Source organism: Collinsella aerofaciens (assembly GCF_015558785.1).
Taxonomy (GTDB): Bacteria; Actinomycetota; Coriobacteriia; order Coriobacteriales; family Coriobacteriaceae; genus Collinsella; species Collinsella aerofaciens_P.
This window is the reverse complement of sequence record NZ_JADMOP010000029.1, coordinates 1828-7553: the sequence shown is the minus strand read 5'-3', so window position 1 is coordinate 7553 and position 5726 is coordinate 1828. Positions and strand designations below refer to the sequence as shown.

Annotated in this window: 6 protein-coding genes and 2 pseudogenes; all 8 read left to right on the top strand. The window is 60.8% G+C overall.

The window, feature by feature from the left end; translation table 11 throughout:
* Window positions 1-282 (top strand): annotated as a pseudogene (locus tag I2G40_RS09450) (SIS domain-containing protein); the annotation flags it as partial.
* A gap of 46 nt (window positions 283-328) precedes the next feature.
* Window positions 329-748, top strand: a complete 420-nt coding sequence (locus I2G40_RS09445) for a PTS sugar transporter subunit IIA (protein ID WP_117744006.1) — start codon at window positions 329-331, stop codon at window positions 746-748.
* 57 nt (window positions 749-805) lie between these two features.
* Window positions 806-1288, top strand: coding sequence for a PTS sugar transporter subunit IIB (locus tag I2G40_RS09440; RefSeq protein WP_195544910.1), 483 nt, complete (start codon window positions 806-808; stop codon window positions 1286-1288).
* A gap of 58 nt (window positions 1289-1346) precedes the next feature.
* Window positions 1347-2120, top strand: a complete 774-nt coding sequence (locus I2G40_RS09435) for a PTS mannose/fructose/sorbose/N-acetylgalactosamine transporter subunit IIC (RefSeq protein ID WP_195544909.1) — start codon at window positions 1347-1349, stop codon at window positions 2118-2120.
* Entirely contained in the window at window positions 2101-2934 is an 834-nt protein-coding gene (locus tag I2G40_RS09430) for a PTS system mannose/fructose/sorbose family transporter subunit IID (protein ID WP_195544908.1), read from the top strand. Before I2G40_RS09435 ends, I2G40_RS09430 begins: the two co-directional genes overlap by 20 nt.
* An 88-nt stretch (window positions 2935-3022) precedes the next feature.
* Window positions 3023-3913: a DMT family transporter gene (locus I2G40_RS09425; protein ID WP_324252605.1), complete on the top strand. Its 891-nt coding sequence runs from the start codon at window positions 3023-3025 to the stop codon at window positions 3911-3913.
* A gap of 224 nt (window positions 3914-4137) precedes the next feature.
* Window positions 4138-4911 (top strand): annotated as a pseudogene (locus tag I2G40_RS09420) (PTS mannose/fructose/sorbose/N-acetylgalactosamine transporter subunit IIC).
* Window positions 4892-5725, top strand: coding sequence for a PTS system mannose/fructose/sorbose family transporter subunit IID (locus I2G40_RS09415; RefSeq protein WP_195544908.1), 834 nt, complete (start codon window positions 4892-4894; stop codon window positions 5723-5725). The pseudogene I2G40_RS09420 and the gene I2G40_RS09415 overlap by 20 nt, the downstream one beginning before the upstream one ends.
* Window position 5726 lies beyond the last annotated feature (1 nt).

Here is a 5726-nt window from a genome sequence, read left to right as displayed (position 1 = left end):
GAGCCCGGCGTCCCCGTGTTCCTGTTCATGGGCGAGGACGAGAACCGCAAGCTCGACGAGCGCGTCCGCGCCTTCCTGACCCGCGGCGTGACCGGCGACACCGACATCAACATCATCGACACCGCCGAGTTCGCCATCCCCGGCCTTGACGACGAGTTCCGCGTCATCGTCTCCCCGTGGATTCTGACGGTGCTTGTGACCGACCGCCTGGCTCGCTACTACGAGACGGTCACCAAGCACAACCTCAAGTATCGTCGCTACTATCACCAGTTCGACTACTAAAGAAAACGGGTGCGGGAACGTGCCGGGCTATTGAGAGGAACACAGAATGAGACAGTACATCATCGCCAGCCATGCGCACTTCGCTACCGGCATCAAGGAGAGCGTCGAACTGCTCTCGGGCGCTCGCGACAACGTCCACGATCTTTCAATGTTCGTCGATGACCGCATGGACGTGGCCGAGGAGGCCCAAAAACTGCTGGCAGGCATGGCTGCCGACGATGATGTCGTTGTCTGCACCGACCTCTTTGGCGGCAGCGTCAACAACGAGTTCACCAAGATCGTCCAGACGCGTCCCCGCACGTACCTCGTTACCAACATGAACCTTCCTCTGCTCATCCAGCTGCTGTTCTCTGACGAGTCGGCGCCGGTTGAAGAGACGATTCGCGCCATCGTCGCTGCGGACGATACGCGCGTGAAGTTCGTCAACGATCTTTTGGTCGATGACGACGAGGAAGAAGAGTTCTAATCCGTAGCACCTACTGACACGCCGTAAGACGGCACAAGACCTTTGGGGGGTCACATTATGATTCAGCTACTTCGCGTTGACCATCGCCTGCTTCATGGCCAGGTCGCGGTCTCTTGGGTTCAGGGCCTCGGCTCCAACTGCATCTTCTGCGTGGGCGATAAGGTCGCCAACGACCCGGTGTGGAAGGCGACGCTCAAGATGGGCAAGCCTGCCGGCTGCAAGCTCGTCATCAAGGATATGGCGAATGCCATCGAGGCTATCAACTCGGGCGTGACCGACAAGTACAAGATGATCATCTGCGTTGCCACCATCGCTGAGGCAAAGCAGCTTGTTGAGGGCTGCCCGCAGATTAAGTCGGTCAACCTGGGCAACACCAAGCCCAAGGACGAGAAGCGCCCCGATGCTCGTCAGGTCTCTCGTCAGATCTTCCTGACCGCAGCCGAGGAAGCCGATGTGCGCGAGATGCTGGATCGTGGCGTTGAGGTCGAGATTCGACCCCTGGCCGATGACCCCAAGGTTGACTGCGCCAGCGTGCTCTAGGCGTTTGAATTCGAAGAGTCTGAGCTCTTCGTAGTGTCCTATTAGGAAAGGGGGATGTATGCTTACCCAAGCAATCCTCATCGGACTTATCGCCGCATTTGGTAAGTTCGACTGCCAGCTCGGTACGCTCTATGCGTTCCGCCCCATCGTCCTGTGCCCGCTCGTGGGTCTGGTGCTGGGGGACCTGCAGTCCGGCCTCGCGATCGGTGCGAGTCTGGAGCTGCTGTTCATGGGCTCGATCTCCATCGGCGCCTACGTGCCGCCTGATGAGACGATCGGCGGCGTGCTCGCCTGCGCCTTCGCTATCCAGCTGGGCCAGAGCACCGAGGCAGCCATCGCGCTTGCCATGCCCATCGCCACGCTGTGCCTTGCCATCAAGAATATCCTCAACGCCGCCCTGCCGATCCTGGTTGACCGCGCTGATGTCTTCTCCGGCCAGGGCAACCTTAAGGGTGTCTATGCGATGCACTTCCTGATCGGTTTAACCGGCATCATCATGGCGTTCCTGCTGTGCTCGCTGTCGTTCTATCTGGGTGCTGACGCTATCCAGGGCGTGCTCGACTTTATCCCCGACTTTGTTCTTGCTGGCTTTGGCGTTGCCGCCAACATCCTGCCGGCCATGGGCTTCGCCATGCTCGGCCGCCTGGTGCTCACCAAGCAGCTCGTGCCCTTCTACTTCCTGGGCTTCCTGCTGTGCTCCTACGCCAACGTGCCCGTCCTGGGCGTCGCCCTGATCGCCATCATCATCGGCATCGACAAGTTCGACCTGCTCGGCCTGGGCGGAGCCCAGCCCCAGCTCTCCGCGGAAGGGGATGAGGACGATGACTTCTAGTCCCGAGAACAAGATCACGCGCTCCGACCTCGTCAAGAGCGCCGTCAACGTCGGCGCCCTGGGCATGGAGTTCTCCTGGACCTACTACAAGCAGATGAACATCGCCTTCTGCCTGATGGTCGCCAACATGCTCAAGAAGATCTACGCCGGCCGCCCCGACGACTACGCCGAGGCCCTGCACCGCCACTGCGCGTTCTTCAACATCACCGTCCAGTTCGCCCCGTTCGTCGGCGGCATCGCGATGGCCATGGAGGAGAAGGTCGCCCGCGGCGAGATCGAGCCCGAGAGCGTCAACGACGTCAAGGCCGCCCTCATGGGCCCGCTGTCCGGCATCGGCGACTCCATCTTCCTGTCGACGCTGCGCGTGGTCGCCGCCGCGGTGGGCATCAGCCTGTGCCAGGCCGGCAACCCCTTCGGCCCCATCGCCTTCCTGCTCATCTACAACGTCCCCGGCTTCGCGCTGCGCGTCTGGGGCGCCGTCAAGGGCTACGAGCTGGGCGTGGGCTTCCTGGACGAGGCCCAGAGGACCGGCCTCATGCAGAAGATCATGACCTGCGTGGGCATCGTGGGCGTCATGGTCGTGGGCGCCATGTGCAAGGACATGTTCTGGGCCAGCATCCCGGTCGCCATCGGCTCGGGCGACGACGCCCAGACCCTCCAGGACATCCTGGACGGCATCATGCCCGGCATGCTCGGCATGATCGCCTTCTGGCTGTACTACTGGCTGCTGTCCAAGAAGATCAACCCCATGGTGCTGATCGTGGCCACCATGGTCGTGGGCGTCATCGGCGCGTTCTTCGGCGTGCTGGCGTAGGTTCCTGCGTTTTATTCTGCCCCCAAGGGAAACGGCGACCCATTGCGGTCGCCGTTTTTTATTACCGAAAGCTAGCTGGAGGTGCTTCGTGATTCGATCTGACAATTCACCCGATAATGGCGTGAGCGGGGCGATGTATCTATTTGGCACGGCGCTCTTGTGGAGTTTTATCGGCATCCTCGTTCGCGCCAATTCGCAGTCAGCTCTTTTGATCGGTGCCGTTACGGCAATATTTATGGCGCTCTTTATCCTGCTCGTTGGCAGGCCCGTCCTCCGCGTCAGCCGTCTTATTGTCCTTGTGGCCGTCTGCAACTTCGTGACGGGCACCACGTTTAACTTTGCCAACCAGCTCACGACGGTCGGCAACGCGATCGTTCTGCAGTACACCTCGATGATTTTCGTTATCGTGTATCAATCGCTCGCAACTCGCACGTTGCCCTCACCTGCGAAGATTGCCTCCGTGGTGGTTGCCTTTACGGGTATGGGACTTTTCTTTTTAGGCGATTTGAGTGCCGAGGGCATGCTCGGCAACCTGCTTGCCGTCATTTCGGGCGCCACCTTTGGGCTGTGTTTCTTTTTGAACTCTCGCCCCGATGCGTCGCCCATGGTGTCCTCGCTCATCTCCTGCGGTATCTCGATGCTGCCGATCGTCTATTTTGCCGGCGCCCTAGACTCCGTGAGACCATTTGAGTGGGGACTCATGCTGGTGCATGGGCTTTTTTGCAGTGGCCTTGCGAGCGTGCTGTATGCCAAGGGGATTGCGCGCACTAACGCGTTTGCGGCCAACTTGGTCTGCATGAGCGAGGTCGTGCTCGCTCCCTGCTGGTCGGCGCTCCTCTTTGGCGAGGTCTTTCGCTGGAACGAGTTTTTGGGCGCGGCGATAATCGTTTTGGTGATTGTAGGCAACTTGGCATACGATGCCTTTGGCGATGGCTTTCTGGTGGCGCTTGTCCGCCATCGAAACAAAGAGCGCGCCTGATGGGATACGTCTGCCGTTTACGGTAAAAACACCCCGCTGAGCGAGTGGTATTAAATAGTAAGAACCTGCATATCTATAATTGGTATCAAATCATTTGTACCTGGCATGGGTGTTCGCAGCACACCAGGTACGCTTCGAACCGTGTGATCGAACTCCCGGAATTGATATCAACAACGCGCGCGACGGGTGTGACGACGGTTCGATATTCCTTATTGGGAGGAATTATGCTTGTCCAAGCAATCCTCGTCGGCTTAGTCGGAGCGTTTGGATGCCTCGACTACCAGCTCGGCACCCTCTACGCATTCCGCCCCATCGTCCTGTGCCCGCTCGTGGGCCTGGTGCTGGGGGACCTGCAGACTGGCCTTGCCGTAGGTGCAAGCCTTGAGCTGCTGTTCATGGGCTCGATCTCCATCGGCGCCTACGTGCCGCCTAACGAAACCGTCGGCGGCGTGCTCGCCTGCGCGTTTGCCATTCAGCTCGGTCAGGGTACCGAGACGGCCATCGCACTCGCCATGCCCATCGCCGTCCTTTCGCTGACGATCGGCAACATTACCAACGCTCTGTTCGCCGTGTTTGTCGACATGGCAGACAAGTTCGCCCTCAAGGGAAACCTCAAAGGCATCTACGCCGTTCATTGGGGACTTGGACTTTGGGGCTGCCTCGAGTACTTCCTGCTGTGTGGCGGCGCCTTCTATCTGGGTTCCGGCGCCATCTAGGGCCTGCTCGACTTCATCCCGCCCTTTGTGATTGACGGTTGCGGCGTTGCCGCCAACATCCTGCCGGCCATGGGCTTCGCCATGCTCGGCCGCCTGGTGCTCACCAAGCAGCTCGTGCCCTTCTACTTCCTGGGCTTCCTGCTGTGCTCCTACGCCAACGTGCCCGTCCTGGGCGTCGCCCTGATCGCCATCATCATCGGCATCGACAAGTTCGACCTGCTCGGCCTGGGCGGAGCCCAGCCCCAGCTCTCCGCGGAAGGGGATGAGGACGATGACTTCTAGTCCCGAGAACAAGATCACGCGCTCCGACCTCGTCAAGAGCGCCGTCAACGTCGGCGCCCTGGGCATGGAGTTCTCCTGGACCTACTACAAGCAGATGAACATCGCCTTCTGCCTGATGGTCGCCAACATGCTCAAGAAGATCTACGCCGGCCGCCCCGACGACTACGCCGAGGCCCTGCACCGCCACTGCGCGTTCTTCAACATCACCGTCCAGTTCGCCCCGTTCGTCGGCGGCATCGCGATGGCCATGGAGGAGAAGGTCGCCCGCGGCGAGATCGAGCCCGAGAGCGTCAACGACGTCAAGGCCGCCCTCATGGGCCCGCTGTCCGGCATCGGCGACTCCATCTTCCTGTCGACGCTGCGCGTGGTCGCCGCCGCGGTGGGCATCAGCCTGTGCCAGGCCGGCAACCCCTTCGGCCCCATCGCCTTCCTGCTCATCTACAACGTCCCCGGCTTCGCGCTGCGCGTCTGGGGCGCCGTCAAGGGCTACGAGCTGGGCGTGGGCTTCCTGGACGAGGCCCAGAGGACCGGCCTCATGCAGAAGATCATGACCTGCGTGGGCATCGTGGGCGTCATGGTCGTGGGCGCCATGTGCAAGGACATGTTCTGGGCCAGCATCCCGGTCGCCATCGGCTCGGGCGACGACGCCCAGACCCTCCAGGACATCCTGGACGGCATCATGCCCGGCATGCTCGGCATGATCGCCTTCTGGCTGTACTACTGGCTGCTGTCCAAGAAGATCAACCCCATGGTGCTGATCGTGGCCACCATGGTCGTGGGCGTCATCGGCGCGTTCTTCGGCGTGCTGGCGTAAG

Bases quoted from the DNA above. Each gene is read 5' to 3' on its own strand.
- I2G40_RS09445 (WP_117744006.1), top strand. From the start codon at position 329: ATGAGACAGTACATCATCGCCAGCCATGCGCACTTCGCTACCGGCATC.
- I2G40_RS09440 (WP_195544910.1), top strand. From the start codon at position 806: ATGATTCAGCTACTTCGCGTTGACCATCGCCTGCTTCATGGCCAGGTC.
- I2G40_RS09435 (WP_195544909.1), top strand. From the start codon at position 1,347: ATGCTTACCCAAGCAATCCTCATCGGACTTATCGCCGCATTTGGTAAG.
- I2G40_RS09430 (WP_195544908.1), top strand. From the start codon at position 2,101: ATGAGGACGATGACTTCTAGTCCCGAGAACAAGATCACGCGCTCCGAC.
- I2G40_RS09415 (WP_195544908.1), top strand. From the start codon at position 4,892: ATGAGGACGATGACTTCTAGTCCCGAGAACAAGATCACGCGCTCCGAC.